Origin of the sequence: Streptococcus pluranimalium, from assembly GCF_002953735.1 — a bacterium.
GTDB lineage: Bacteria > Bacillota > Bacilli > Lactobacillales > Streptococcaceae > Streptococcus > Streptococcus pluranimalium.
In genome coordinates this window covers 297,627-321,624 of record NZ_CP025536.1, presented here as the reverse complement: position 1 = coordinate 321,624, position 23,998 = coordinate 297,627, and the positions used below count along the sequence as shown (strand labels likewise).

Annotated in this window: 22 protein-coding genes, 1 tRNA gene, 1 rRNA gene and 1 pseudogene; 3 read left to right on the top strand and 22 right to left on the bottom strand. The window is 38.5% G+C overall.

Annotated elements, in window-relative coordinates; all coding sequences use genetic code 11:
- Positions 1 to 9: 9 nt before the first annotated feature.
- The 19 genes from C0J00_RS01645 to fabM form a co-directional block, all read right to left on the bottom strand.
- Complete coding sequence (locus tag C0J00_RS01645) at positions 10 to 2,391, bottom strand: phosphoketolase family protein (protein WP_104967260.1); 2,382 nt, start codon at positions 2,389 to 2,391, stop codon at positions 10 to 12.
- A gap of 91 nt (positions 2,392 to 2,482) precedes the next feature.
- Complete coding sequence (locus tag C0J00_RS01640) at positions 2,483 to 3,550, bottom strand: zinc-binding dehydrogenase (RefSeq protein WP_104967259.1); 1,068 nt, start codon at positions 3,548 to 3,550, stop codon at positions 2,483 to 2,485.
- A gap of 48 nt (positions 3,551 to 3,598) precedes the next feature.
- A complete protein-coding gene (locus tag C0J00_RS01635) occupies positions 3,599 to 4,867 on the bottom strand; it encodes a PTS galactitol transporter subunit IIC (RefSeq protein WP_104967258.1) in 1,269 nt (422 codons plus the stop codon).
- Positions 4,868 to 4,908: 41 nt separating this feature from the next.
- Positions 4,909 to 5,205 (bottom strand): PTS sugar transporter subunit IIB, encoded by a 297-nt coding sequence (locus C0J00_RS01630; RefSeq protein ID WP_104967257.1) that lies wholly within the window; start codon positions 5,203 to 5,205, stop codon positions 4,909 to 4,911.
- Positions 5,206 to 5,219: 14 nt separating this feature from the next.
- Positions 5,220 to 5,693, bottom strand: a complete 474-nt coding sequence (locus C0J00_RS01625) for a PTS sugar transporter subunit IIA (protein WP_104967256.1) — start codon at positions 5,691 to 5,693, stop codon at positions 5,220 to 5,222.
- Positions 5,694 to 5,712: 19 nt separating this feature from the next.
- Positions 5,713 to 7,659, bottom strand: coding sequence for a BglG family transcription antiterminator (locus C0J00_RS01620; RefSeq protein WP_104967255.1), 1,947 nt, complete (start codon positions 7,657 to 7,659; stop codon positions 5,713 to 5,715).
- A gap of 431 nt (positions 7,660 to 8,090) precedes the next feature.
- Complete coding sequence (locus C0J00_RS01615; RefSeq protein WP_104967254.1) at positions 8,091 to 8,861, bottom strand: acetyl-CoA carboxylase carboxyl transferase subunit alpha; 771 nt, start codon at positions 8,859 to 8,861, stop codon at positions 8,091 to 8,093.
- Entirely contained in the window at positions 8,858 to 9,721 is an 864-nt protein-coding gene (gene accD, locus C0J00_RS01610; RefSeq protein ID WP_104967253.1) for an acetyl-CoA carboxylase, carboxyltransferase subunit beta, read from the bottom strand. The genes C0J00_RS01615 and accD overlap by 4 nt, the downstream gene beginning before the upstream one ends.
- 11 nt (positions 9,722 to 9,732) lie before the next feature.
- A complete protein-coding gene (locus C0J00_RS01605) occupies positions 9,733 to 11,112 on the bottom strand; it encodes an acetyl-CoA carboxylase biotin carboxylase subunit (RefSeq protein WP_104967252.1) in 1,380 nt (459 codons plus the stop codon).
- 48 nt (positions 11,113 to 11,160) lie between these two features.
- A complete protein-coding gene (gene fabZ / locus C0J00_RS01600) occupies positions 11,161 to 11,583 on the bottom strand; it encodes a 3-hydroxyacyl-ACP dehydratase FabZ (protein WP_104967251.1) in 423 nt (140 codons plus the stop codon).
- The gene (accB, locus tag C0J00_RS01595; protein ID WP_104967250.1) at positions 11,580 to 12,053 is read right to left on the bottom strand and encodes an acetyl-CoA carboxylase biotin carboxyl carrier protein; all 474 of its coding nucleotides are present in this window, start codon (positions 12,051 to 12,053) and stop codon (positions 11,580 to 11,582) included. The genes fabZ and accB overlap by 4 nt, the downstream gene beginning before the upstream one ends.
- A gap of 2 nt (positions 12,054 to 12,055) precedes the next feature.
- Positions 12,056 to 13,288 (bottom strand): beta-ketoacyl-ACP synthase II, encoded by a 1,233-nt coding sequence (gene fabF, locus C0J00_RS01590; RefSeq protein WP_104967249.1) that lies wholly within the window; start codon positions 13,286 to 13,288, stop codon positions 12,056 to 12,058.
- Between the two features lie 78 nt (positions 13,289 to 13,366).
- The gene (gene fabG / locus C0J00_RS01585; RefSeq protein WP_104967248.1) at positions 13,367 to 14,101 is read right to left on the bottom strand and encodes a 3-oxoacyl-[acyl-carrier-protein] reductase; all 735 of its coding nucleotides are present in this window, start codon (positions 14,099 to 14,101) and stop codon (positions 13,367 to 13,369) included.
- An 11-nt stretch (positions 14,102 to 14,112) separates the two neighbouring features.
- Entirely contained in the window at positions 14,113 to 15,033 is a 921-nt protein-coding gene (fabD, locus tag C0J00_RS01580) for an ACP S-malonyltransferase (RefSeq protein ID WP_104967247.1), read from the bottom strand.
- Positions 15,034 to 15,046: 13 nt separating this feature from the next.
- Positions 15,047 to 16,012 (bottom strand): enoyl-[acyl-carrier-protein] reductase FabK, encoded by a 966-nt coding sequence (gene fabK, locus C0J00_RS01575; RefSeq protein ID WP_104967246.1) that lies wholly within the window; start codon positions 16,010 to 16,012, stop codon positions 15,047 to 15,049.
- Positions 16,013 to 16,210: 198 nt separating this feature from the next.
- Positions 16,211 to 16,435 carry an acyl carrier protein gene (locus tag C0J00_RS01570; protein ID WP_104967245.1) on the bottom strand — a complete coding sequence of 75 codons (225 nt, stop codon included), beginning with the start codon at positions 16,433 to 16,435 and terminating at the stop codon, positions 16,211 to 16,213.
- A 57-nt stretch (positions 16,436 to 16,492) separates the two neighbouring features.
- Positions 16,493 to 17,464 (bottom strand): beta-ketoacyl-ACP synthase III, encoded by a 972-nt coding sequence (locus C0J00_RS01565; RefSeq protein ID WP_104967244.1) that lies wholly within the window; start codon positions 17,462 to 17,464, stop codon positions 16,493 to 16,495.
- Entirely contained in the window at positions 17,465 to 17,899 is a 435-nt protein-coding gene (gene fabT / locus C0J00_RS01560) for a fatty acid biosynthesis transcriptional regulator FabT (RefSeq protein ID WP_104967243.1), read from the bottom strand.
- 88 nt (positions 17,900 to 17,987) lie between these two features.
- On the bottom strand, positions 17,988 to 18,791 hold the full coding sequence (gene fabM, locus C0J00_RS01555; protein ID WP_104967242.1) for a trans-2-decenoyl-ACP isomerase: 804 nt from the start codon (positions 18,789 to 18,791) through the stop codon (positions 17,988 to 17,990).
- 225 nt (positions 18,792 to 19,016) lie between these two features.
- Here fabM and C0J00_RS01550 point away from each other — a divergent pair, with 225 nt between their 5' ends.
- Positions 19,017 to 20,363: an aspartate kinase gene (locus C0J00_RS01550; protein WP_104967241.1), complete on the top strand. Its 1,347-nt coding sequence runs from the start codon at positions 19,017 to 19,019 to the stop codon at positions 20,361 to 20,363.
- Between the two features lie 536 nt (positions 20,364 to 20,899).
- Positions 20,900 to 21,842, top strand: a pseudogene (locus C0J00_RS01545) (IS30 family transposase).
- Positions 21,843 to 21,902: 60 nt separating this feature from the next.
- Here the strand turns inward: C0J00_RS01545 and C0J00_RS01540 are convergent.
- Positions 21,903 to 22,391, bottom strand: a complete 489-nt coding sequence (locus C0J00_RS01540) for a sigma-70 RNA polymerase sigma factor region 4 domain-containing protein (protein ID WP_104967240.1) — start codon at positions 22,389 to 22,391, stop codon at positions 21,903 to 21,905.
- A gap of 243 nt (positions 22,392 to 22,634) precedes the next feature.
- Here C0J00_RS01540 and C0J00_RS01535 point away from each other — a divergent pair, with 243 nt between their 5' ends.
- A complete protein-coding gene (locus C0J00_RS01535; protein WP_104967239.1) occupies positions 22,635 to 23,498 on the top strand; it encodes an IS982 family transposase in 864 nt (287 codons plus the stop codon).
- 245 nt (positions 23,499 to 23,743) lie between these two features.
- Here the strand turns inward: C0J00_RS01535 and C0J00_RS01530 are convergent.
- Both C0J00_RS01530 and rrf read right to left on the bottom strand, forming a co-directional pair.
- Positions 23,744 to 23,816 (bottom strand) — tRNA-Asn (locus tag C0J00_RS01530).
- Between the two features lie 5 nt (positions 23,817 to 23,821).
- A 5S ribosomal RNA gene (gene rrf, locus C0J00_RS01525) occupies positions 23,822 to 23,937 on the bottom strand.
- Positions 23,938 to 23,998 lie beyond the last annotated feature (61 nt).

The following is a 23,998-nucleotide window of genomic DNA, read 5'->3' as shown; positions in this document are numbered from 1 at the left end:
TAATGTCAATTAGTGGTTAATATTTTCCCATTTCCATTCTTGAACTTCTGGGATATCGTCACCATGTTCACGAATGTACTCTTTATGGTAGGTAACTTTTTCAGACATCTCATCTTTGAAAGCTTTTGCTTCTACACCATAAACGGCATCTGCTGCATCTTGAGCAATATGGAAGCGGTCAAGTTCTGACATGACACGCATATCAAATGGTGTTGTAATGTCACCATTTTCACGGTAGCCATGAACGCGAAGATTATGGTTGTGACGTGCGAAGAAAATATCACGAATCATATTTTCATAGCCATGGAAGCCAAAGATAACTGGTTTGTCAGTTGTAAAGACTTTGTCAAATTCTTCATCAGACAAGCCACGAGGGTCAACATCTGGATGGCGAAGTTTAAGAATATCAACCACATTGACAAAGCGAATCTTAAGCTCTGGGAAGGCTTGGTGAAGAATTGAAATACCTGCTAGAACTTCAAGGTTTGGCTCAGTACCAGCTGCTGCAAAGACCACATCTGGTTCTTCATTCTTTGAAACCGTTGATGCCCAATCAATAACTTTATAACCTTTTTCAACCAATTCAGCTGCTTCTTCAGTTGAATAGAATTGAGGACGTGGGTGTTTTGAAGTAACAATCAAGTTGATCACATCTTCATCTTTAAAGGCTTTATCTGCCACAGCTAAGAGTGAGTTAGCATCTGCTGGCAAGTATTCGCGGATAAATTCAGGTGTTTTTTCTGACAAGTGTGTCAAGATTCCTGGATCTTGGTGAGTGTAACCATTATGATCTTGTTGGAAAACAGTTGATGTCGCAATCAAGTTCAATGCAGGGTAGTTTTTACGCCATGTTGTATGCGTTTTTGATTTACGCAACCATTTGAAATGTTGAGTAATCATGGTATCTACAACACGTAAGAATGACTCATATGATGCGAAGAATCCATGACGACCTGTCAAGACGTAACCCTCAAGAAGACCTTCCGCTTGATGTTCGGATAATTGTGAGTCAATAACACGTCCCGCTGGAGCAATCCATTCATCATAAGAAGCATCGCGACGTCCCATCCATTGACGATTGGTTTTCTTGAAGACTTCTTGGAGACGGTTTGATTTTGTTTCATCAGGACCGAAGATACGGAAGTTATCTGGGTTAGCTTCCACAAGGTCAGCAGAATATTTCCCGAATTCAATCATATCTTGTGCCATAATAGCACCCGGAGTCTCAATATCAAAGGCATGTTTTTTCCAATCAGCTGTGTTCATAGCTTTGATCACACCAGCGTTGGTGATTGGATTCATAGCCATACGCTTATCTCCTGCCGGAGCAATTTCTGCGATTTCAGGTACAAGACGTCCTCGGTCATCAAAGAGTTCTTCTGGGCGGTAGGCTTTGAGCCAGTCAAGGAGAGCATCGACATGTTCCATGTGATGAGCATCTACTGGAATTGGTACTTGGTGAGCACGCCAGCCACCTGCGATTGGAGTACCTTCCCAGCTTTCTGGACCAGTCCAACCTTTTGGAATACGAGCAACTAACACTGGCCATGTAGGTTGAGTAGCTTCTTCGGCAGAGCCTTTACGCGCTTCGGTTTGAATTGCTTTGATTTCTTCGATAGCTTGGTCTAATTTTTCAGCAAATAGTTTGTGAGAAACATCGAAATCCTCACTAACAGCTGTGACATCTGCGAAGATTGGATTCCAACCTAGACCTTTGAAGAAGAGTTCTAATTCTTCGTCAGTTTTTCGTTCTAAAATCGTTGGATTGTGGATTTTACCGCCATTGAGGTAAAGAATTGGAAGTACAGCACCATCATTGACTGGGTTGATGAAGGTATTTGCCAACCAACCCGCCATAAGTGGACCAGTTTCAGCTTCACCATCACCGATAACTGTCGCAGCGATTGTATCAGGATTATCGAGGATTGCACCCGCTGCGTGAGAGAGTGCGTATCCAAGTTCCCCACCCTCGTGGATAGATCCTGGTGTTTCAGGCGCTGCGTGAGAGGCGATACCGCCTGGGAATGAGAAGATTTTACAGAGTTGTTTGAACCCTTCTTCTGTTTGTGGGATGTTTGGATTCAACTCTGTGTATGAACCATCAAGGTAAGAGTTGGACACCATAACTTGTCCACCATGACCAGGACCTTCGATGTAGAAGATATCCGCATCGTATTTATTGATGGCACGGTTGAGGTGAGCGTAGATGAAGTTTTGTCCTGGAACAGTTCCCCAGTGTCCGATTGGGTGAGCTTTCAAGTCATTCTCAACCACATCGCGTTTTAAGAGTGGATTATCTTTCAAATACATTTGAGCAGCTGAGATATAGTTAGCTGCACGCCACCAGGCATCTACTTTTCCTAAATATTCTTTTGAATTGAAATCAGTCATTATCGTCTCCTTTGTGAGTTGCTTAACATATCCTTAGAAAGTAAAACTTGTGATTTTTCGCAAGCGATATCCTCACAAGTTTACGTCTTTTTTACCTGTCAAAGTCGTCTGGATTAGATTCAATCAAGACTTTATATTCTTTACCACCCATTACAGATTCAAAGGCTTCTCGCCATTCTTCTAATGGGAATTTTTTGGTAATCATTTTTTCAATATTGATAGCACCAGTATTGAGTAGGTGGATTGCAATTGGCCAATCAAATGGGTTTTGAGAACGGCTACCAACGTATTCTATTTCACGTTGAATAATAGCATTGGTGTCTAACTCAACTTTGTGTTTTGCAAAGAGTCCAACTTGAACAAAGCGTCCACGTTTTTTCATCAATGGGAAGACTTGATTGACTGCAGGAGCTGCGCCTGAGGCATCATAAGCTTTATCAACCCCGTAGCCATTTGTATGTTCCATGACAATAGATTCTAAGTCCTCAGTGAGCGTGTCTACAACTACATCTGCCCCAAGTTCCTTGGCAAATGCCAAACGCTCAGCATCTTGAGTAATACCTGTCATAATAACAAAGGCACCTAAATGTTTAGCAATTTGCAAGAGTAGCAACCCAATTGGACCAGGTCCCATGATGATGATTTTATCGTGCAAACTCAATTGAGATTTTTGATACATGGCATGGACACAACAAGCCAACGGCTCTGTCATAGCAGCACCTTCATAACTTAGCGTATCCGGTAAGATATGAACACTTTCTTCTCTAGTCAACACGTAATTAGCCATTGATCCATTTTGTTGAGAACCAATTCCCTTACGGGTCATAGCAAGATTATAGAGCTTGTCATGAGTGTAAATATCAGTACTTGTCTCATAAGTTGTTTCGCTAGTCACGCGGTCACCAACTTTAACTTTAGTAACCTTATCACCGACAGCAACTACAACACCTGCAAATTCATGTCCAAGAACAACAGGTTCAGTAGGGTTAATGTACTCACCCTTAAAGGTATGGATATCTGATCCACAAATTCCTGTGAAAGCTACTTTAATGAGTACCTTATCACCTTCTGCTTTAGGAACATCTAGTTCATAAAAGTCCATTTGATCATATCCTGGTGCTGTTTTAAAAACGCCCATCATTTTTTCTGGAATACTCATTTTTTATTTTCCCCCAATTATATAAAGTCTTGACAATTAAATGATTGATTATAAGATACCTTTAACCAAGTTTGAAAGTGGTACAAAGATCCAGTTAAGAATGTTACCACCAGTATCGAAGTTAGAAATTTGTGATGCTCCTTTAGGGAAGTCAACAACACCTTCTGCCATTTGGGTCAATACAGGTGCATAGTTTGTAGCCATCCATAGAGCAAATGTGATAACAACTGTAAGTGAAATTACTGAATGTAAAATGTTACCTTTACGTGTTGGCACAACCAAAGCTGCAAAGAATGGAATTGTCGCCAAGTCAGCAAATGGAAGGACACGGTTTCCTGGTAGCAAGACAGCAATCAAAAGTGTAATTGGAACCATGAGAAGCCCTGTTGAAAGAGCAGCTGGTGAACCTGTTGCAAGAGCAGCATCCATTCCAAGGAAGATTTCACGGTCACCGTAACGTTTTTGAAGCATAGATTGTGCAGCTTCTTGGATAGGAATCAACCCTTCCATTAAGATTTTAACCATACGAGGAAGGATGAACATAACAGCACCCATAGCCATCGCAGTTTGAAGAACTTTAGTAACGTCGTAGCCACCAAGAATAGCCATCGCACCACCGATGATGATACCCATAATCATTGGTTCACCGAAGATACCAAAACGTTTTTGAATTGTTTCTGGATCCACATCAAGATCACCGATGCCAGGAATTTTACTTACTGCCCATGCTACTGGAATACCGATAAGAGCGTACCCTTGAGCAGAACCTGTTGAAATAGATACCCCTTCAAGTCCATAGTACTCTTGAACGTAAGGAGCTGTTTTATCAGCAATAATTTGAACAATAACAGTGTAGATAACACCACAGATAATTCCCCAGAAGAAGTTACCAGTGATAATGTAACCTGTTGCTGCTGCCGCACTCATATGCCAGTAGTTCCAAATATCGATATTAAGCGTTTTAGTCCAGTTAAGCGCTAACATTATCAAGTTAACAATAAGAATAACCGGAATCATAACAGCGGCAATTGGTTGCGCCCATGTTGCTGCTGAAACTGCTGGCCAACCAGCATCTACAATTGTAAGGTTAAGACCAAAACGTTCTACCATCGCTTGCGCTGCAGGTCCGACGTTATCTGACAAAAGTCCCAAAACCAAACTAATTCCAAGCATACCAATCCCAACTGTCAAGCCAGAAACAACAGCTTTACGAACTGGTACACGAAAGACCATCGCTAAGATGAAGATAATGATTGGAAGGACTACACTTGAGCCCATGTTCAAAATCCCTTGAACAATATTAGTTAATGATTCCATATTTTTCTCCTTTTGAAAAAATATTATTTTATGACAATCGATTAGTTACCTTGAATTTTAGCAATTTCATCAAGGATTTCTTGTTCTACTTTAGCCTGGTTAATTCCTGTTAGGAAGGCCATTGCTTTAATAGCAGGGATACGATATTCCGTTGGAAGCATTGTTGTAGTGATTAGAATATCGTTTGAATCTTGAAGTGATGCTGCTTCTGCAATTTTAATTTGAGTGATTTGAGCATCGATATTGTTACGAGCAAATAAATCCTCAATTTTTTTCAAAACAACAGTTGATGTTGCAATACCTGCACCACAAGCCACTAATACTTTAACTTTAGACATAATAATTTCTCCTTTTATAAATGATTTGTTTTAACTAATTGAATAACCTCTTCGGAGGTTTTTGCCTGCTTAAGCTCAGATAGGATTTCTTTATTTTGTAAGAGTCCCATTAAGGACTGTAGCATTTCGAGTTGTGAATGTGGCTCATTTAGCCCTAACACAAATGCGATTTCTACAGAAACATCTTGATTAATATCCTCCATGCTTTTGAAGCCAACTGGACTTGTCGTTACCACTGCCACAAATTCTTTTAAGACACATTCAGCATCTGTGTGGGGAATTGCGACACCCATATCTTCTAACTGTAAGCCTGTGGGAAATGTTGCTTCTCTAGCCTTAATACGTTCTAAAAAGTCTTCTCGAACATAGCCTAATGAAAAGGCTTTATCATATATTTTTTCAAAGAACTCGTTTTGAGATTTAAAAGATTCATTTAAGAAAATTAATTCTGGAACGACATAATCTTGTAATGTTACGGCTTCCGTCATTCTTTTCTCCCCCTTCAATTTATTTATCAATAATTAGTTTCAAGAATTCTGACTCTGTTTTTGATTCCCACAATTGATTGATAAAGGACATTTGATCTATTTTGGAGTAAATACTAATCAAAGCATCTTTATACAACAATTCATCTTCCTCTGTCATGGAGATTAGCATCACTACTTTTACCATATTGCTACCCCATCTTATCGGACGTTGTAGAGTTAGCATGACTAACTGCGATTCACCAACAACCACTGGATCTGCATGTGGTAAAGCAACTCCTGTATACAAACTCGTACTTCCCATTTTTTCACGGGATAATATAGATTTTAAGTATTCAGGATTTAATCTATTTGCTTCAGAAGACAGTTCAACTAGTTTGTCAATACATTGATCAACATCTTTTAAATCAAGCTGTAGAGATACAGAATTTCCTAAAAGTTTTTGAACCAAAGATTTGGTATAAACAGATTTATTTTCAATTACAGAAAGCATTCTTCTTCCACCACTTAGAAGTTCTGAATAACGGGACTGAATAAGCTGGAAATCAGAATCAGTTAAAATTGGACTGATAAAGACAAATTTAGGACTTGATGCATCTATGTAAATAGAACTAATAACCAAATCAGCAGTTGCAATTTTATCTGCCGTCAACTTAGCGCTATCAATTTTTATCAGACGATCAAATGTAGAAATGATACGATTCAAGGAATTCATAATTAATTCAGTCGTAGCAATTCCTTGAGGTGAAACCAAATATATTGTTAGAGGTTTAGCCAACTTCTCAATAGCAATTTCAAAATGGACTGTTAGTAGAGCCACTTCTCCATCAGTCATTTCAATCGCAAAACTATCTGCCAACTGTTTACTAGATAACCAAACGATATTATAAAGAACACTGTATTTCTTTTTAATTTCTTCAGTTATATCATTATTAATTACAATCTTATTCATAAGACGAAATACCATAGGTTGAATATGACTTGTTAGCATTCGCTCTAAATAATGATCATTTCCTAAATCAATACCTAATAAATTACCGACTCTAGCAATAAAAGATTGTACAGCCTCAATTAGTTTAGAACTGTCCATCAAATCACTTCGCTCATATCCTACAGATAATAATGAGTATGCGATATTAATGACTTCACTATTTGGAATATCTACTGAATCAATACCACTAATGTCCCTAAATAGATCGGTTGCAAAACTATAGACTTCGTAATACTGTAAATTATCGGTTAAATCACTCATGAGCTCTTGTTTTAAAACATTGCCCAATTGGAACCTTTTCTTAGAGACTAACAAATCTAACAGTAAATAAAGCCGATATTGATCCCCTATCACAAATTTATAACTATCTGAGTAAAATGACAAAGCTCTTTGAACAATCTCAATATCATTTTTTTCAAAAAAACTATTGAAAGATACTTCTTGTTTAAGGTTTTCAACAGATAACTGGAGATGTTTAATGAAAAAATTTCTAAGATATTTTCTAATATCACTCTCCAGTCCTGAGACAATAGCCACCCCATGGTTTCTTACTAAAGAAATGTCGAAACCATCGAAACTAGATTCTAGTTTTTCTAGACCTCTTCTAATAGAACTTTCACTGACATAATTTTTAATAGACCAATCAATGATGTCAACGACACCATCTTCAAAGAATAAACTTTTAAGAAGTAAAAATTCTTTTGAGATATTGGTCGTTTGAATACTTTCTGGATTAAATTGCTTGAGAATAAAATCTGTTAATTGCTTTTTTTGGCTTTCAGTAACAAGTAATTTTATTCCACGTCTAGGGATCTTCTCAATATCAGAAACCTTTCCTTTCAATGCCAACTTAAGCGTATCTACATCAGAATAAACTGTCTTTGTGGACACAGAATATTTCTCTGCTAACGTTTTAGCAGTTAAAAAGCCCTCTACTGAAACTAAATCTTGTAAGATACTTATTTGCCTTTGATTCATTTAACTTCCTTTCCTTTATGATAATTCCATTTTAAATTATCGTCCACAAAAATGAAAGCCTTTTCACTTCCACATAAATGTGGAAGTGTCGATATTGTTAGGACATTTCTATTGATATTTCCACAATAAAAAATGATTGCTGTATATTGCTAAAATAGCCTTATAATATCGCAGTTGATTGACTTTCCTCAAACTATTATACGATATTAATCTAATGGATTATACTATTATTGAATCAATTTACCCTTTCCATAGTGGAACTTCCACATTTATTCTGGAACTTCTAGCATAAATTCAATTGACAACTCATTATTAAAAAGGTTTTTCTCTAACTACAATAATAGACACAACCGCAATAATGATATGATAAAATTCCTCCTCAATATTAATGACAAAAAAATCCTTGATTTCTCAAGGATTTTTCTCTCTTATCAATACTTCCTAAACCTCTCATACCTTTCTTCCAACAACTGCTCTAGAGGCAATTGTTTAAGATAATCTAGTTCTTTACTTAAATTCTCTTTTAGCATATCAGCTATTTCACTTGAAAAATATCCATGTTCCGGGATAACTTTATCAACTACTCCCATATTGAGAAGTTCACCAGCTGTAATTTTCATCAATTCTGCTGCTTCTGGAGCACGGGTCCCATCTTTCCACAAAATCGAAGCAAAGCCTTCTGGACTCAAAACAGCATAGATCGTATGCTCTAACATCCAAACACGATCCGCAACTGCTAATGCCAAAGCTCCACCAGAACCACCTTCGCCAATAATAATGGCGATAATAGGCACCTTAAGGTCACTCATCTCAAGTAGGTTTCGCGCAATAGCTTCACCCTGTCCTCGTTCTTCCGCGCCAACCCCAGGGTAAGCACCAGCCGTATTAATAAAAGTAACAATCGGACGACCAAACTTCTCAGCTTGCTTCATAAAACGTAAGGCCTTACGATAGCCTTCTGGATGAGGCTGCCCAAAATTACGATGAAGATTATCTTGTAAATTCTTTCCTTTTTGAATACCAATCACAGTGACTGGCTGACCATCCAAACGGGCAAGTCCTGCAATAACAGCACCATCATCTGAAAATTGACGGTCCCCATGCAACTCAATAAAATCTTCAAAAAGAGTCTCAGCATAATCCAAAGCAGTCATACGATGTTGATCACGTGCTTCTTTTAAAATTCTTGACACATCACTCATGACACACCTCCATGGAAAGCCAAAAGTTTCCCAATCACTTGTGGTAAAACGGTTCTTTTGACAATTTTATCCACAAAACCATGTTCTAGAAGAAATTCTGCTTTTTGAAAATCCTCTGGCAAATCCTGCTTAACTGTTGTTTCAATAACACGACGACCAGCAAAGCCCACCAAGGTCTGAGGTTCTGCTAAGATAATATCTCCTTCCATGGCAAAACTAGCTGTAACACCACCCGTCGTGGGATCTGTAAGAACAGTCAGATAAAAGAGACCTGCTTCAGAATGGCGTTTAACAGCAGCTGAAATCTTAGCCATCTGCATGAGTGACATAATCCCCTCTTGCATGCGAGCACCGCCTGAAGCTGTAAAGATAACTACTGGTAGTTTCTCTTTGGTTGCCAATTCAAACAAACGCGTAATTTTCTCTCCAACAACTGTTCCCATAGAAGCCATGATAAAGTTAGCATCCATAATAGCCAAGGCAGTTTTTTGCCCTTCAATGCTAGCCAATCCCGTCAAAACAGCTTCATCTAAGCCAGTTTTTTCACGTGCCTGAGCCAATTTTTCTTGGTATTTTGGAAAACGCAATGGATCCCTAGTCTCAATCCCAGAAAATAATTCCTCGAAAGTACCCTCATCAGCCGTAATAGCTAAACGTTCTAAAGCCGAAATTCTAAAGTTATAGGAACAGGTCGGACAAATTTTAGCTAAACCTAAATCCTTCTGATAGATCAAATGTTTGCAAGCAGGACACTTAGCAAACAACTCATCAGGAACCTCTGGTTTAGGTGTACTCTCTCCCTTAAACGAACGATTAGGATTAATTCTAAAATACTTATCCTTCTTATCAAATAAGCCCATACATCACCTTTCTAGTCAGTCAAGGCCTCTACTTTCTGATACTCTGGTAAAAATTGCTCCATCAAAAACGACGTGTCATAATCACCAGCAATAACATGTTTATCTGAGATCAAGTCCAACTGGAAGTCGGCATTAGTCACCAAACCTTCCACTTCAAATTCGTACAAAGCACGTTGCATCTTCATCAGAGCATCGAAACGATTTTCCCCATGCACAATGATTTTTGCAATCATACTGTCATAATACGGCGGAATGGTATAACCATTATAAACAGCCGAATCTACGCGCAGACCAACACCACCAGCAGGCATATGAAGCTCAGTAATCTTCCCAGGACTTGGCGCAAAGTTAAATTTAGGATTTTCAGCATTAATGCGACATTCAATAGCGTGACCAGAAATCACAATATCTTCTTGCTTAACTGACAATTCTAGCCCAGCGGCAATTTTAATCTGCTCCTTGACAATATCAACCCCTGTTACAAATTCAGTCACAGGATGTTCTACTTGAACACGCGTATTCATCTCCATAAAATAGAAATTACCAGACTGCTCATCTAAAAGAAATTCAATTGTCCCAGCATTAACATAAGAAACAGCCTCAGCGGCACGGACAGCAGCACTTCCCAACTCTTGACGAAGTGTTTTCCCAATCGCTACAGAAGGGCTTTCTTCCAAAACTTTTTGGTTATTGCGTTGTAAAGAACAATCACGCTCTCCTAGGTGAACGATATGACCAAAACTGTCCCCCAAAATCTGGACTTCAATATGGCGAGCCGGATAGACAACTTTTTCAATATACATAGCACCATTACCAAAAGCAGCCAATGCTTCTTGTGAAGCTGATTCAAAAGCCGCCGCCAGATCTTCTTCCTGCTCAACCTTACGAATGCCTTTACCACCACCACCGGCAGAAGCTTTTAGCATAACTGGATAACCAATGTGACTAGCAATCTCAAGCGCTTGGTCAGCAGTGTGGACTTCCCCATCAGATCCAGGAATAACAGGAACACCTGCCGCAATCATCTCACGACGAGCATTGATTTTATCTCCCATCTTATCCATGACCTGTGCAGAAGGACCGATGAAACTAATATTCATCTCCTCACACATAGTAGCAAACTTTGAATTCTCACTTAAAAAGCCAAAGCCTGGATGAATGGCTTCAGCTCCAGTAACAATGGCAGCAGACAGGACCGAACTCATATTCAAATACGAGTCTGTCGAACGTGCCGGTCCAATACAGATAGCCTCATCAGCCAAAATAGTATGAAGGGCATCCTTATCAGCTTCCGAGTATACAGCAACCGTAGCAATACCTAATTCACGCGCCGCACGAATAATCCGCACTGCGATCTCACCACGATTCGCAATCAGTAGCTTTTTAAACATTTGATTTCTCCTTTACCACAAGCCTAGGCAATAGACCTGCCAAAAGTTCTAATTCCCAATGGCAAATGTCAGTGTGCCACTAGCAGCCAACTTGCCATCAACTTCAGCTTTAGCTTCCACCACAGCAATACTCCCACGGCGCTTAACAAATTTAGCCGTCATTACCAGCTGATCTCCAGGAACAACCTGTTTTTTAAACTTAACCTTATCCATGCCAGCGTAGAAAACCAATTTCCCCTTGTTTTCTTCTTTGGATAATTCCAAAACACCAGCTGTCTGTGCCAAAGCTTCCATAATCAGAACACCTGGCATAACTGGATACTCTGGAAAATGCCCATTGAAGAAGGGTTCATTAATGGTAACATTTTTGATCGCAACAATCTCATCATCGCTAGACTCCAACACGCGATCAACTAAAAGCATAGGATAGCGATGGGGAAGTGCTTCGCGAATAGCCTTGATATCAATCATTTAATACGCACCAATCCTTGTCCATACTCAATCACATCTTCATCAGCAACCAAGATGTCTGTCACCACACCATCGCATGGCGCAGGCACTTCATTCATCACTTTCATGGCCTCAATGATCATCAAGGTCTGACCTTTCTTAACCGAGTCCCCAACCGACACAAACTTGGCTTTGTCAGGCGCTGGTGCCAAATAAGCCACACCAACCAAAGGACTTTCCACAAGATCCCCTTCTGCAGTTGGGGTAGACTGTGTCACAGCTTCCTCCACAATAGTTACTGATTCTGCGACAGCACCTACTACTGCAGATTGGACTGACTCTGAAATAGAGCTAGCTGGCGCTGATACTGGCAATTCTTGACGCTCATTCTTACTAAAACGCAATTCATTACCATCTTGTTTAAACGAAAATTCACGAAGACTCGATTCATCAAATTGACTCATCAAATCCTTAATTTCTGAAAGATTCACCTTTATTCCTCCCAACGTTTGAAGGCAAGAACGGCATTATGCCCACCAAATCCAAAAGTATTGGAAATGGCATAGCGAACATCTGCCTCAAGCCCTTGTCCTATCACAACATTAGCTTCTATATCTTCTGATAATTCTTGAGTTCCTGCTGTCATATGAATAAAACCATGACGCATACTTTCAATAGTCGCAATAGCTTCAACAGCACCAGCTGCTCCTAGTAAATGCCCTGTAAATGACTTGGTTGAAGACACCGGAACATCTTTACCCAAAACCGCAACAATAGCCTGACTTTCACCTTTTTCATTAGCAGGAGTTGACGTTCCATGAGCATTAACGTAATCAACATCACTTGGCTCGATACCAGCTTCTGAGATAGCTAATTTCATGGCCTTAGCAGCACCTGAGCCATCTGGAGATGGGCTCGTTTGATGATAAGCATCACAAGTATTACCGTAACCAACAACCTCAGCCAAGATAGTCGCGCCACGTTTTTGAGCATGCTCCAAGCTCTCTACAACTAACACACCTGCACCCTCTCCCATGACAAAACCATTACGGTCCTTATCAAATGGAATAGCAGAACGCTTAGGATCTTCTGTTGTTGAGAGAGCTGTCAAAGCATTGAAGCCACCAATACCAATTTCATTAATCGTACTTTCAGATCCACCCGCTAAAACAACATCTTGGAAACCAAACTTAATCTCACGGAAAGCTTCTCCAATAGCATCATTGGCAGAAGCACAAGCCGTCGTAATTGACTTACAAACACCATTAGCTCCGATACGAAGAGCAATATTCCCAGCACCCATATTAGAAAGAGCTTTTGGAATAAACATTGGTTGGATTCGCTTAATCCCCTTCTCATGCATACGGATAATCTGCTCTTGCATCTCTTGGAGACCACCGATACCGGATGAGACAATAACCCCGACACGATCACGATCAACTGTCTCCATATCAAGACCAGCATTTTCTAAGGCTTCTAAAGTCGCATAAATAGCATAAAGTGAATACATATCCATTCGATTCTTGTCCTTACGAACAAAATATTTATCAAATGGAAAATCTTGGATTTCCCCTGCATTATGCACAGGAATTTCTGAAGTATCAAATTTTGTAATTGGTTTTATACCAATTGTACCAGATTCTAAACTTTTCCAAAACTCTTGAGGTGTATTTCCAATAGGTGATGTAACACCGTACCCTGTAATCACGACACGATTCGTTGACATAAATTCTCCTTTGCTCCGTTTACAAACGGGTTTACTCATTTCTTCAATGCTATTACAAGCAAGTCAAGCAACAAGTGCTTAAATCATGGTCATACCGCCATCAATAGCAAGTACTTGACCTGTTAGATACTCTTGTTCTGCTAAAAAGGCAGCAACTTGAGCAACTTCTTGTGGCTTACCGATGCGCTTCATTGGGATTTGTCCTAGAATACCATCCTTCATTTTCTCAGGAATAGCATCCGTCATATCTGATTCAATAAAACCAGGTGCAATGACATTGACACGAACCCCACGCGCAGCCACTTCTTTAGCCACTGATTTTGAAAATCCAATCAAGCCAGCCTTAGAAGCTGCATAGTTTGCTTGACCAACATTACCAGTCAAACCAACCACAGATGATACATTGATGATAGCTCCTTGACGCGCTTTAGTCATTGGCTTCAAAACAGCTTGGGTCATGTTAAATGCACCGGTTAAATTGATTTTTAGGACCTTCTCAAAATCTGCTTCCGTCATTTTTAACATCAACTTATCATTGGTAATCCCAGCGTTATTAACAAGAATATCAACACTACCTAAGGCAGCAATGGCTTCATCAACCATACGTTTAGCATCAGCTTCTTGAGAAATATCCCCTGAAACACCAATCACTTTAACATCGTATTCGGCAAATTCTTGTAAAAGTTCCTCCGAAATTTCAGAACGCCCATTTAAGATGACATTAGCACCACGACGAGCAAATTCATGGGCAATCCCCAATCCAATTCCACGCGTAGAACCTGTTACAAAAACATTTTTAGCTTTAATTTCCATTTTTTCCTCACTTATTGATGCAGTAATGCTTCCAAACTTGCTAAATCATTGACAGCAACCGTTGGAAGATTCTTATCAATTTTTTTGATAAATCCTGACAAGACCTTCCCAGGACCAACTTCAATAACCCTATCAACACCAAATGCCTGGATTTCAGCAATCGATTCATAAAATCTAACAGGTTCCATCACTTGGCGCGCTAATAAAGACTTGATATCCTTTTTTTTCATGATAGTAGCCTCTGTATTCCCAACTAGAGGAAGCTCAAAGTCGTTAAAAGTTACCTCTTCTAGAACTTCTGCTAATCCTTGACTAGCCTGTTCCAGTAAAGCAGTGTGAAAAGGACCTGAAACTTGAAGTGGAATCATACGTTTGACACCTGCTTCCTTTAGGATATCTACCGCCTTATCAACTGCAGTTACTTCTCCCCCAATAACAATTTGTTGAGGCGTATTGTAATTAGCAGGGCTAACAACACCAAGATCAGAAGCTGATTGACAAGCTGATTCAATCACTGAAACTTCAGCGTTCATGATAGCAACCATTTTGCCGCTACCAGCTGGCGCAGCTTCTTCCATTAGTTGACCACGTTTAGCAACCAATTGTAAAGCTGTCTCAAAATCCAAGGCACCTGCTGCCACCAAAGCGGAATATTCACCAAGTGACAAGCCTGCTACAATATCAGGGGAAATTCCTTTTTCTATTAAAAGCTTATAAATCGCTACAGACGTTGTCAAAATAGCAGGTTGGGTAAACCTCGTCTGATTCAGTTTATCTTGGTCCTCATCAATTAAGTGACGAATATCATACCCCAAAATCTGACTTGCCTGTTCAAAGGTGGCTTTAACAATCTCAAAATGCTCATACAGATCACGAGCCATTCCTAGTGTTTGAGCCCCTTGACCGGCAAATAAAAAGGCTGTTTTTGTCATCTTTTCTCCTCAGTTAATCCAGAAGATCTGTCCAACGTTTAGCTTCTTCAGCAATCACCGTTTTGGCACCAGTATACAAATCTTCTAAAATCTCAGCGCAAGTTTCTTCCTTACTCACTAACCCAGCAATTTGCCCAGCCATGACCGAACCATTAACCACGTCACCATCAACAACTGCATTGCGCAGAGCACCAGCACCTAACTCTTCGATTTCTTCAGCTGATTTTTTCCCAGCAAGAAAATCCTTCTCAGCTTGGCTATATGCCGTCGCCAATTTATTCTTAATAGCACGAACAGGGTGTCCAACAACCGAAGCTGAAACGACTGTATCAATATCTTTAGCCTTCAAGACTTTATCTTTAAACGCTTGATGAGCATTTGACTCTTTAGCGACAACAAAACGTGTCCCAACTTGGACCGCTTCAGCTCCCAGCATGAAGCCAGCTGCCATACCATGTCCATCTGCGATACCACCTGCCGCAATAACAGGAATATCGATAGCTTCTACAACTTGACGAACTAAGGTCATAGTTGTCAATTTTCCGATATGACCACCAGCTTCCATACCTTCAGCAATCACAGCATCAACACCTAATTTTTCCATTCTTTTGGCCAATGCTACACTAGGTACCACTGGAATGACCGTAATCCCAGCAGCGTGTAACCGTTCCATATACTTCCCAGGGTTACCAGCACCAGTCGTTACAACCTTGACACCTTCTTCAATAACTAAATCTACAATATCATCAGCAAAAGGCGATAAGAGCATAATGTTAACACCAAAAGGCTTATCTGTCATAGATTTAACTTTATCAATATTGGCTTTGACTACCTCTTTAGGGGCATTCCCGCCACCAATGATTCCTAGACCACCTGCTTTAGACACAGCGCCAGCAAGATCACCATCAGCAACCCAAGCCATTCCACCTTGGAAAATAGGATATTTTATATTTAAGAGCTCTGTAATACGTGTTTTCATAAACTATCTACACAATACTTTCTGTTTTAAATGATTTGATAATCAAATTATATAATTAAAATAAGAAGGAGTGGGAGACAAATCAGATAGAAAACTATCATAATTTTATCGTCCCACTCCCCTAAGTCAGCTTATTATTAAACATTAAAATATGACTCACTGACCTTAGGGACTGAGTTGTTCTCAGCCTCTAGAACCTTATTTTGTTTTTTCTTCAACGTAAGCAACCAAGTCACCTACTGTGTTAAGTCCTTCTTCAGTTTCGATTTGGATATCAAACTCATCTTCAATTTCAGAAATAACTTGGAAAACATCAAGTGAATCAGCATCGAGGTCATCGAAAGTTGTTTCCATTTTCACTTCTTCTGCTTCTTTACCAAGTTCTTCCACAATAATTTCTTGTACTTTATCAAATACTGCCATGATTTTTCTCCTTAAAAATAAATAATATATATAAATGTGCATTTCGCACAAAGTTAACTAAATTTTAACAATTAGATTTCCCCATGTCAAACCTCCACCAAAAGCTGAAAGAAAAATTGTTTGGGTACCATCTAATTGAATCAAGCCACGCTCTACACTTTCCGATAACAAAATAGGGATACTAGCTCCACTCGTGTTACCATAGTCTTGCATATTGGCCAAAAACTTATCTCGATTTACCGAAACTTTTTTAGCCATCTTATCCAGAATTCTGATATTCGCCTGATGCAATAAAAAATAATCGATTTCTAAATCTTTATTGACATCTAATAGTTGACGAATACTTGCCGAAACTGTCTTGATTGTGAAATCAAAAACTGCTCTCCCATCCATCTGCAAATAATAAGACTCCTGATCAATCACCTGACTATAAGGTGATAGCAAGCCTTTGTTACCAGATTGCAAACATTGCCACTGCTCTCCTTTGGTGTTAAGTGACTCTGCTAAAAAGTGTTGCGCATCTGCTGCTTCTAACAGAACGCCACCTGCCCCATCACCAAAAAGCACTGCTGTCGAACGATCCGTCCAATCTAAAACTTTGGACATGACCTCCGCACCAATAATCAAACCCTTTCGGTACTGACCAGATGCAATGAATTTTTCAGCGGTCGCAAGTGCAAAGACAAAACCACTACAAGCTGCCGTTACATCAAAAGCAAAAGCATTTTGAGCTTTGATATTTCCTTGTACTTTAGCAGCCACAGAAGGCATATTGCTATCAGGTGTAATCGTCGCAACAATGATAAAATCTAACTCACTAGCACTTAAAACAGCCTTCTTCAATAAAGACTCAGCTACTCTTGTTGCTAAATCGCTAGTTTGCTCACACTGAGAAATATGGCGTTGCTTAATACCAGTTCGGCTAGCAATCCATTCATCACTTGTTTCCAAAATTTGAGATAAATCATCATTGGTAACAATATGGTCTGGTGCATAGTGAGCTACTTGTGAAATTTTTGCAAAACCCATCTATTTAAGGTCCTCCAAAAACTGATTAAGATTTTTCAAACCGCGACTCATCACTTCAAACTCCTGCTCATCAAAACCATCAGTAATCTTTTCTACCATATTCATATGAAATTTGTGATGTAGACGGAATAAGAGACGTCCCTTTTGTGAAAGGCTCAAATGAACCACACGACGATCTACATTAGATCTTGTACGAATAATGTAACCTTTCTTTTCTAGTTTATTTAAACTAGTAGTCACCGTACCTAATGTAACCATCAAAGCTTTAGCAATATCGCTAGGTGTTGCATTAGGAGTATTACCAATTTCATCAATGGTATGCATCTCTTTGATAGAAACATCGTTGAAGCGGCTTGTCTTTAAACTTGCTTCTTCAATAATAAGTATGTTGTTAAAAATACCTACTAGGTAGTCATTGATTTCATTGTAATCCACCTAAACAACCTCCATAAAGTTTGACTATCAAATTATATCAAAGGTAAAATTATTTTGCAAGGATTTTCTAAATGCTAAAAAAGGGAAATTATTTAAACAACCCATTTCCAGTAAAAGAGGGTCGTCTTCTATCTGCATGAGCTTTGACCCCTTCTTTAAAATCATCTTGAAACGCCAAGCGTTCCTGCCAATACAGCTCCTTAACAGCATAGCTTTCCCAATCAGAAAAGAAACTCTCCCATACCAGCTGCTTCATAGCCGCGTAAGAATTAAATGACCCACGCTTCAATCGTTTTATCAAACGATCACGCGCCTTATCTAATTTTCCTGATTCACAAGTTTTATAAACAAAACCATATTCTTCAGCCTTCTCGGCCGAAACAGCTTCACCCGTCATCGCTAATTGAGTTGCACGATTAATTCCTAATGAACGTGTGAGCAAAAATAGACCGCCTGCATCAGGAGCTAAACCAACGTTTACAAACGCTTGAATGAACTTAGACTTATCACTGGCAATACAAAAATCAGATGCTATAGCTAAGTTAAAGGCTGCCCCAGCAACAGCACCATCTGTACACATAATCACTGGTTTTGGAAGCTGTTTTATTTTAAATGCAATATCTTGTACATATCTTGCTATATCTACTAATGATTCAACATCATCTTCCGAAACAGCCCTCTGCATCTCAATCAAATCACCGCCGACTGAAAAAACAGATCCTTCCGCTTCAATAACTAAAATTTGAACTTCTGAGCTTTGCTCAAGAGTTGCTATCACATCTATTATTTCTAAGCACATTGGGATATTGAAACCATTATTAGCCTGTTCTCGTATAAAAGTTAAAGTAGCAACTTTATCTTCTATCTCATATCGAATTGTACTATAAGTCATTTCTACCTCTATTCGTTTGATTATTAAATAATTTTACTTTCAAAGTATATCACAAAAATAATATTTTTCAAATCATAAAACGAATCTTCTATAATTCCAAGTCCAAACTTAAGAAATTATTCCGATAAAATAAATAGCAAACCGTAGTCATATATAGTTTAAATCTTGTAAATTATCTGAAATTTGTTATAATTTTTCTAACACACGTTACCCAGGAGTATATTCATGAAAGTCACAAAATTTGGTGGTAGTTCATTAGCGTCAGCTCAACAATTACAAAAAGTTTTAAATATTGTCAAAAGTGATCGCGAGAGACGTTTTATCGTCGTATCTGCGCCAGGAAAAAGAGATGCACAGGATACCAAAGTAACCGATGCTCTCATCCAATACTACAATCACTATAAAAATAACCAAGATACTAGCGCAGATAAAGCTTGGATCATTCAAAGATATCGTGATATAGCAACTGAACTTAATGTCAATTTAAGCATTATCAGCACAATCCAAAAATCTATCGAAAGTCTTGAATGCCTACCTATCACAAATAACCCTTATCTTTACGATACTTTCCTTGCAGCAGGGGAAGACAATAATGCTAAGCTAATTGCTGCTTTTTTTAAAGAAAATGATTTAGATGCAATTTACCTTCATCCTAGCGACGCAGGTCTCTTCGTTTCAAGTGAACCACAAAATGCTAGACTACTACCAAGTAGCTACGAGCATATTCAAAAATTACGACAAGGAGAACAAATTTATGTTATTCCAGGTTTCTTTGGCGTCACCATGGATAACAATATTTGTACCTTCTCTAGGGGAGGCTCAGATATTACTGGTTCATTGATTGCCGCTGGAATTCACGCTGAGCTTTACGAAAACTTCACTGATGTTGATGGTATTTTTGCCGCACACCCTGGTGTTGTCAATAAACCACATTCTATCAGTGAACTAACATATAAAGAAATGCGTGAATTAGCTTATGCAGGTTTCTCAGTCTTACATGATGAAGCCTTAATCCCAGTTTATCGCTCAAAAATTCCTCTTGTCATCAAAAACACAAATAACCCTAGTCATCCTGGGACTAAGGTTACTTTAAAGCACGAAACACTTGATTTACCTGTTGTGGGAATATCTGGTGATGATAAATTTGTCAGCATTAATATCTCAAAATACTTGATGAATAGGGAAATTGGATTTGGTCGTAAAGTCCTACAAATTCTTGAAGAACTTAATATTCGCTGGGAGCACATACCAACTGGTATTGATGACATGTCTATTGTTCTTAGAGAACGTGAATTAACTCCTGAAAAAGAAGAAAGAATTGTAGACTACCTACAAAATGAACTTCATGTTGACGACTTAGAAATCGAAAAAGAACTCTCTATCATCATGATTGTAGGAGAGAACATGAAAAATCATATTGGTATTACGGCTGCTGCAACAAAAGCTTTATCAGAAAAAAATATTAACCTCGAAATGATTTCACAAGGATCAAGCGAAGTCTCAATCATGTTCGTCATTAAATCTAAAGAAGAAAAAGCAGCCATACAAGCTCTCTACTCTGCCTTTTTCTAGTCCATCATATTTTCTATAATGTAGTGCGACAACCTAAAGAATTTTTTAAAATTGATATCATCTCATTTGGCATGGTATCAATTTTTCTTTATTACCTTAAAAAATAATCAAATGTTAATTTGTACATAAGCGTTCTCCACTAATCTTCTTAATTATAATTATCAACACATAACTACTTATTTAAAGACCTAAAAACCATATAAAAAGGAGTTTCTCTACACATAGAGAGACTCCTCTTTCATTTAAAAATGAAGATTTAGGTCGTCATTGAGCACTCACACAATTAAATATTTCTGTAAGTATCATTACTTTTAGCCTTATCCGAAATTAGCTAAAGTAAGTTGTAAATACTAATTTATTAACTTTTACCTAACCATGTAACTGACATTGATTATTCTAGTGACAGTTAACTAATTTAAAAATATCTTAAACTCAGAAGTTTTATGTATCCCAATTTGTAAAATTAAGCTAGATAGAAAAGCCATCTATGTTAGGCTCAGATAAACACCACATTTGTCTGAAAGGAACTAACATAAATGACCTACACTCATGAACCACAAATGAACTTGTTATGATAGAGGCTTATGACAAAGAAGGAATAACCGTTAGCCCTATTTGTCAATCCCTCAAAAGATCAAGACAAACGATTTATAAGGACATTGCTTACCTCAAGGCTTGTCACACTTCCTATGATTACTACAAGGACTACAAAGCTAACAAGAAACGTTGTGGTCGTCGTCAGACCCAACTCACCCAAAATGAACAAGATTTTATTCAAATGCATTTAGTGCTTAATTGGAGTTTGAATGTTATTAAAGGAACTTATCCCGATAAAATCCCCTGTTCTATGAGAACTCTTTATTGACTAGCTGACCATAGCATCTTCAAGAAAGACGATTTACCATGGCGGGGAAAACGCAAACCGAATGGCAAGGCCGAAAAACGTGGCAAGCAAGTTTTTCGGAGGGATATCCTTGAGCGTTCGGAAATCTATCCGAAATTTGAAAGAGAATTTGGGCATCTTGAAGGAGATACGATCGTTGGTAAACATCACAAAAGTGCTGTTGTCCCTTAGTAGAGAAGCAATCTAAAGCTATTATTACTCTTCAAACCAATGCTCGAAAAGCTAGTGACATTGAGCAATCACTAAATAGATAGCTGCCAAAATTCCCAAAACATCTCTTTAAATCGATCACCTTTGATTGTGGGAAAGAATTCCCTAATTGGAAGACAATAGCCAACCAACACGACATTGATATTTTCTTTGCGGATCCAGCTTGCCCTAATCAACGTGGGTTAAATGAACATTCAAATGGTTTATTAAGACGTCATGAACTGCCTAAGCAAATGGATTTCAATGGTATTTCTCAGAAATATTTATCAGCTATAGCTGATAAACGAAATAGAATTCCTAGAAAATCTTTAAATTATCAAACACCATATCAAGTTTTTCTGAGTTACGTAAAATGTCTAACTTAATTTGACAATTGGGGTATTCAAAAAAGCTCTCCAAAATTAATCCCTAGCTAAATACTATAGCTAATTCCATAACTCTTTTAATTGCCGTAACAAAGCTCGTCGACCTTTAAATCGATTACCAGCAAGGAGCAAGTCAACTTCATGATGGCGCGATTCGGGAAGTACTTCCTTCAAATGAGCTAATTGCTCTCTCATAATAACACGATCTTCTAAAGATAGCCCCTCTTGTGCGATACAATGACTTAACTCAGAAACTTCTTCATAAGGTAAACGATTCAAACGCCTCTTATCACTCTCCTGAGATCGTAAAACATCCTTTAAATAATTTGAAAATTTTGTCTTAAAACAAGCAAAGAAAAATGAAGGATTATCTAGAGAGTCCGATTTAGTTTGAACCAAATGAAATAAACAAATCATACCTTCTTGATCCCAATCATCAAAATCCCAAAGCTGTATATGATACTGTCTTCGACATTTATGAACAATAGGCTGCACACGCTTATATAAGCTTTCAAAAGATAAATACTGTAAAGATGATTGTTCTATCATCACATAAAGACCTCTTTTCTAACTAATAAAGCTATTATAGAGATACTTAACTGATAAAACCATGACATAAATGTCATGCTCAATCCAAACTATCATTAACTATTATATAAATCCACTGAATAGGTTACACTAATCCCACATTGAAATACTAAAACTACTCGTGGTGCTAGTTAAGTTTCAACGACAATAAAAAGCCCAAAAGGACTATACTGTAAGTGACAAAACAAACAGGAGGTAGTCCCAATGAGCCACTTACAGTATACCGCTAAATCCCATCATTTACAATGGAATATCAAACAATTATCCCAAATCAGTTCTCAATTTTATCGGACCTACTGCCCCGATTCGTTGAAGCATCGTCGCAATATTGGTTTAGCCAAAGTTTCAGATGAGTCACTTCTTGTTTTATTGCTGCTTCAAGCTGAGTTAGGGATAACATCACAACGCCATTTTTATAGAATCTGTCAACTTTTCTTTGGGGGCAACTTACTAGAAAGAAGCCGCTTTAATAGACGAACAAAACAATTGATTTGGTTGGTTCAACTCATTCGACAAGCCTTGAGTGGGGCAATCTCGCCAGATACTATTGTGATTATGGACAGTTTTCCATTGTCGCTTTGCCAGCCTATTCGCAATCATAGCGCCAAGATTTTCAATGATTGCGCTGATATTGGGGATAATGCCACTAAAAACCTTTGGTTCTATGGTTTTAAAGGCCATATGTTGGTCACTTTGTCGGGGGTTATTCTCAACTATGTTGTGACACCAGGCTCTGTTCACGACATTAAAGTCGTTGATGAACTCCTAGAAGGCTGTAGGCATTCTGTCGTTCTTGCCGATTTAGGTTACCTCAGTCAAGAGCTAAAAGATAGGTTAGAACAGAAAGGCTATCACTTATGGACACCATTACGTCAAAACATGGTCGGTGCAGAACAGCATAATCACTGGCAGTTACTTGTCATGAGAAGAACGATCGAAACTCGCTTTTCTGAACTTTGTGCGCTATTTGATATTGAGCACACGTTAACGAGAAGCATTAGGGGACTACAATTGAGAATCGAACAAATCATACTGGCTTATCATTTGAGATATTTTGAAATTAACTAGTACCACGGGTAAAAACTATATTATCAATACCTTAAACCTACCCTATTCTAATGAGAGTATGAAACTTCAAAGAAGCTCATCATAAACATTAGGTGAAATGATATTGTACTTAATGCTTTTTATATAAAAAGAGACAAGACAAATGTCGTCTTCTCCCTTCGTTCTTAGCTATAAATTCCCAACTACCATTTTGGCATTAAGGGAAAATAAAAGACTCTACATCAAGCAAAGTCTCAAATACTATACTCCGCCAACAGGGCTCGAACCTGTGACATCATGATTAACAGTCATGCGCTCTACCAACTGAGCTATGGCGGATAAATGCTAAGCAACTACCATATCTAACAGGGGGCAACCCCCAACTACTTCAGGCGTTCTAGGGCTTAACTACTGTGTTCGGCATGGGTACAGGTGTATCTCCTAGGCTATCGTCACTTAACTAATGATTGATAATCCAATCAAAATTGAATACCTATATTCTAACAAGAAACCTACTCGCT

What these genes read in the sequence shown, in the direction of transcription:
- C0J00_RS01645 (WP_104967260.1), bottom strand. Translation starts at nt 2,391, where the DNA reads ATGACTGATTTCAATTCAAAAGAATATTTAGGAAAAGTAGATGCCTGG.
- C0J00_RS01640 (WP_104967259.1), bottom strand. Translation starts at nt 3,550, where the DNA reads ATGAGTATTCCAGAAAAAATGATGGGCGTTTTTAAAACAGCACCAGGA.
- C0J00_RS01635 (WP_104967258.1), bottom strand. Translation starts at nt 4,867, where the DNA reads ATGGAATCATTAACTAATATTGTTCAAGGGATTTTGAACATGGGCTCA.
- C0J00_RS01630 (WP_104967257.1), bottom strand. Translation starts at nt 5,205, where the DNA reads ATGTCTAAAGTTAAAGTATTAGTGGCTTGTGGTGCAGGTATTGCAACA.
- C0J00_RS01625 (WP_104967256.1), bottom strand. Translation starts at nt 5,693, where the DNA reads ATGACGGAAGCCGTAACATTACAAGATTATGTCGTTCCAGAATTAATT.
- C0J00_RS01620 (WP_104967255.1), bottom strand. Translation starts at nt 7,659, where the DNA reads ATGAATCAAAGGCAAATAAGTATCTTACAAGATTTAGTTTCAGTAGAG.
- C0J00_RS01615 (WP_104967254.1), bottom strand. Translation starts at nt 8,861, where the DNA reads ATGAGTGATGTGTCAAGAATTTTAAAAGAAGCACGTGATCAACATCGT.
- accD (WP_104967253.1), bottom strand. Translation starts at nt 9,721, where the DNA reads ATGGGCTTATTTGATAAGAAGGATAAGTATTTTAGAATTAATCCTAAT.
- C0J00_RS01605 (WP_104967252.1), bottom strand. Translation starts at nt 11,112, where the DNA reads ATGTTTAAAAAGCTACTGATTGCGAATCGTGGTGAGATCGCAGTGCGG.
- fabZ (WP_104967251.1), bottom strand. Translation starts at nt 11,583, where the DNA reads ATGATTGATATCAAGGCTATTCGCGAAGCACTTCCCCATCGCTATCCT.
- fabF (WP_104967249.1), bottom strand. Translation starts at nt 13,288, where the DNA reads ATGTCAACGAATCGTGTCGTGATTACAGGGTACGGTGTTACATCACCT.
- fabG (WP_104967248.1), bottom strand. Translation starts at nt 14,101, where the DNA reads ATGGAAATTAAAGCTAAAAATGTTTTTGTAACAGGTTCTACGCGTGGA.
- fabD (WP_104967247.1), bottom strand. Translation starts at nt 15,033, where the DNA reads ATGACAAAAACAGCCTTTTTATTTGCCGGTCAAGGGGCTCAAACACTA.
- fabK (WP_104967246.1), bottom strand. Translation starts at nt 16,012, where the DNA reads ATGAAAACACGTATTACAGAGCTCTTAAATATAAAATATCCTATTTTC.
- C0J00_RS01570 (WP_104967245.1), bottom strand. Translation starts at nt 16,435, where the DNA reads ATGGCAGTATTTGATAAAGTACAAGAAATTATTGTGGAAGAACTTGGT.
- C0J00_RS01565 (WP_104967244.1), bottom strand. Translation starts at nt 17,464, where the DNA reads ATGGGTTTTGCAAAAATTTCACAAGTAGCTCACTATGCACCAGACCAT.
- fabM (WP_104967242.1), bottom strand. Translation starts at nt 18,791, where the DNA reads ATGACTTATAGTACAATTCGATATGAGATAGAAGATAAAGTTGCTACT.
- C0J00_RS01550 (WP_104967241.1), top strand. Translation starts at nt 19,017, where the DNA reads ATGAAAGTCACAAAATTTGGTGGTAGTTCATTAGCGTCAGCTCAACAA.
- C0J00_RS01540 (WP_104967240.1), bottom strand. Translation starts at nt 22,391, where the DNA reads ATGATAGAACAATCATCTTTACAGTATTTATCTTTTGAAAGCTTATAT.
- C0J00_RS01535 (WP_104967239.1), top strand. Translation starts at nt 22,635, where the DNA reads ATGAGCCACTTACAGTATACCGCTAAATCCCATCATTTACAATGGAAT.